4 protein-coding genes are annotated in these 3,169 nt (G+C 62.8%); 2 read left to right on the top strand and 2 right to left on the bottom strand.

What is annotated here, in order from left to right:
- Positions 1-166 precede the first annotated feature (166 nt).
- Positions 167-475 carry a DUF1244 domain-containing protein gene (locus tag EN893_RS25930; protein WP_027037142.1) on the bottom strand — a complete coding sequence of 103 codons (309 nt, stop codon included), beginning with the start codon at positions 473-475 and terminating at the stop codon, positions 167-169.
- Positions 476-486: 11 nt separating this feature from the next.
- Positions 487-1,284, bottom strand: a complete 798-nt coding sequence (locus tag EN893_RS25925) for an N-formylglutamate amidohydrolase (RefSeq protein ID WP_127266900.1) — start codon at positions 1,282-1,284, stop codon at positions 487-489.
- Positions 1,285-1,529: 245 nt separating this feature from the next.
- Here EN893_RS25925 and EN893_RS25920 point away from each other — a divergent pair, with 245 nt between their 5' ends.
- Both EN893_RS25920 and pyk read left to right on the top strand, forming a co-directional pair.
- Positions 1,530-2,018, top strand: coding sequence for a DUF1036 domain-containing protein (locus EN893_RS25920; protein WP_127266899.1), 489 nt, complete (start codon positions 1,530-1,532; stop codon positions 2,016-2,018).
- On the top strand, positions 2,015-3,169 hold a 1,155-nt coding region (gene pyk / locus EN893_RS25915; RefSeq protein ID WP_128361874.1), incomplete at its 3' end, for a pyruvate kinase. The genes EN893_RS25920 and pyk, both read left to right, overlap by 4 nt.

Raw genomic sequence — 3,169 nt, 5'->3', positions numbered from 1 at the left:
ATCGTCCGCGAATGGCAGTCAGCTTGGCAATTGACGCGTTCATGAGGCGAATCCCGCTGAAAATGGCTTCGCGCGGCAAATTAGATCGATTCAATTTTCAGTCAAGGCTCTTTCGGGAAGCATTTTGGGCCAAACATAGCCTTAAGCGATCGCTGGGGCGACGGCGTCAATGGTCCTGGGGGCGCCTTGCCTCGAATTCGGCCTTCTTGGCGTCGGAGGCCTCGGTCTGGTTCAGCGCCTGCCATTCCCCATAAGGCATGCCGTAGACGATCTCGCGTGACTGATCCTTGGTGAGATCGACGCCCTCGGCATTGGCTGCCTCGCGATACCAGTTCGACAGGCAGTTGCGGCAGAAGCCGGCAAGATTCATCAGGTCGATGTTCTGCACATCGTTGCGCTCGCGCAGATGCTCGACCAGCCGGCGGAAGGCGGCCGCTTCGAAATCGCGTTGCTGCTCGTCGCTGAGTTCGGTCATCGAAACCTCCGTCATAGCGGCCCGGTGCGCGAGCCGAACATCTTCACCACATGTATATCGGGACGGCGGTCGATCGCGTCAACGATCGGCGCCAACCGTTCGGCCCAGGCGAGCGCGCCCTTCTGGTCCGATATCAGATCCTGTCGGATCTCGATCAGCGCATGGGCGAAGCCGTTGACGATGGCATGCTTGTACATGGTGTCGCCGCGCAGCGCGCCGTCATAGGGTTCGTTGTCGCCGACGACGAGGTTCCTGTCCTGCGCCAGCATGTCTATCAACGGCCGCGCCACGCGGTCGTCGAGGTCCCACAGGATGCCGACGTGCCAAGGACGCTGGATTCCTTGCATGGCCGGGGTGAAGGAATGCACCGAAAAGATGAAGGGCGTCTGGGCGGAAGCCTGTGCGACCGATGCGATCATGGCGCCGACGGCGTCGTGATAGGGCCGGTAGAACCCGTCGAGCCGCCTCTCGCGCTCATCGGCAGTAATGGGGTAATTCCCAGGTACGACAGTGCCGTCATAAAGCTGGCGAATGAGCGTCGGATCGTCTTCGCCGCGATTGGGATCGATCAGCAGTCGCGAAAAATTGGCGAGCACCGCCGGCACGCCGAGCAGGGCAGCCAGTTCGCGCGTCACCGCCTCGACGCCGATGTCATAGGCGATGTGCCGGTCGAACTCGGCCGAGGGCAGGCCGAGGCTGCCGTAGTCGTCGGGCAGGTCGCGACGGGCATGATCGCCCAACAGCACGATGCCTCGCTTGCGGTCGCCCTCGATGATGTCGAAAGGCGCGAAAACTGTGGATCGGGTCATTGGCGGGAAATGGTCTGTTCGCGGGCTTCCGGGGAGGGTGCTATCGTCATTCCACGAAGACGACGCTTGCGCAATGCCGTTGTTTGGCCAAGGTTTCCCGGGAAATCTGGCACACGTCGGCGAATTGTGCGCCGGAGCCTTTCTAAATCGATTGGAATTGGACAAAACGGTGCGTTGACATGCGCCCGGACTTTTCCGAAAAGGGGCGCAGAGAGATGCTGATGTGGTTTTTGAGGGGTTTTCGGATGAGTTCCGCCGGCGGGCAGCGCATGCGCTCTGCCTTTGCCATGCCGCTCCTCACTCTTGCCATGGGCCTGTCGGCCATGGTCGTGGCTTCGCCGGCGCGTGCCGATTTCCGCGTCTGCAACGCCACGCAGAACCTGGTCGGCGTCGGCATCGGCTATCGCGCCAAGGCCGGCTGGATCACCGAAGGCTGGTGGCACATCGAGGGATCGAGCTGCAAGACGCTGATCGAAGGGCCGCTGTCATCAAGGTTTTACTATCTTTATGCAGAAGACGCCGAACGCGGCGGACGCTGGGACGGCCCGATCAACATGTGCGTGGCTGAAAAAGAGTTCAAGATCGCAGGCGTGACCGACTGCGTTGCCCGGGGCTTCCAGCGCGCCGGATTCCAGGAATATGACACGGGCGAACAGGCAAGCTGGATGGTCCAGCTGACCGATGAGTCCACAACGGGAGGCGCTCCAGCCGCCCCGGGAACAAACAGTCAATGAGACGTAGCCGCAAGGTCAAGATCCTAGCCACCATCGGTCCGGCCTCCTCGTCGGAGGAGATGCTGAAGAAACTGTTCGAAGCGGGCGCCGATGTGTTCCGCATCAATATGAGCCATACCGACCATGAACTGATGCGCACGCTGGTCGGACGCATCCGCGCTGTCGAGGAAGCGGTTGGCCGGCCGATCGGCATCCTGGCCGACCTGCAAGGACCAAAGCTGCGCGTCGGCAAGTTCGCCAATGGCAAGGAAGTGCTGACGCAAGGCCAGACCTTCACCCTCGACGACAATCCCGAGCCCGGCACCTCGACCAGGGTCTATCTGCCGCATCCGGAAATCCTGAGCTCGGTCGAAGCCGGCCATCGCCTGCTGATCGACGATGGCAAGCTCGAGCTGAAGGCGGTGAAGAGCGACGGCAAGTCGATCGTCTGCACCGTCGTCGCCGGCACCACGATTTCCGACAAGAAAGGCGTCAGCTTGCCCGACACCGATCTGCCGGTCGGCGCGCTGACCGAGAAGGACCGCAAGGACCTCGATGCCGTGCTGGCCACAGGCGTCGACTGGGTGGCGCTGTCCTTCGTGCAACGGCCGGAGGATCTGGCGGAAGCGCGCAAGATCGCACGCGGGCGGGCGCTGATCATGGCCAAGATCGAGAAGCCGCAGGCTGTCGCCCGGCTGGCCGAAATCATCGAACTGTCCGACGCGCTGATGGTCGCCCGCGGCGATCTCGGCGTCGAGATGCCGCTCGAGGCGGTGCCCGGCATCCAGAAGCAGATCACGCGCGCCGCACGCCGCGCCGGCAAGCCGGTGGTGGTTGCAACGCAGATGCTGGAATCGATGATCACGGCACCGGTGCCGACCCGCGCCGAAGTGTCCGATGTTTCGATCGCCGTCTTCGAAGGCGCCGATGCCATCATGCTGTCGGCGGAATCGGCGGCGGGTGCCTATCCCGTCGAGGCTGTGGCAATGATGAACCGTATCGCCACCAAGGTCGAAACCGATCCGACCTATGCCGGCATCATCAACGCCCAGCGCTCCGAGCCGGAGGCGACCGGCGCCGACGCCATTTCGCTGGCCGCGCGCGAGATCGCCGAAACGCTGAAGCTGTCGGCGATCATCACCTACACCGCATCGGGCACCACAGGCCTGCGC

This window comes from Mesorhizobium sp. M7A.F.Ca.CA.004.04.2.1 (genome assembly GCF_004022825.1).
Taxonomy (GTDB): domain Bacteria; phylum Pseudomonadota; class Alphaproteobacteria; order Rhizobiales; family Rhizobiaceae; genus Mesorhizobium.
This window is presented reverse-complemented; position numbering and strand designations above follow the sequence as displayed.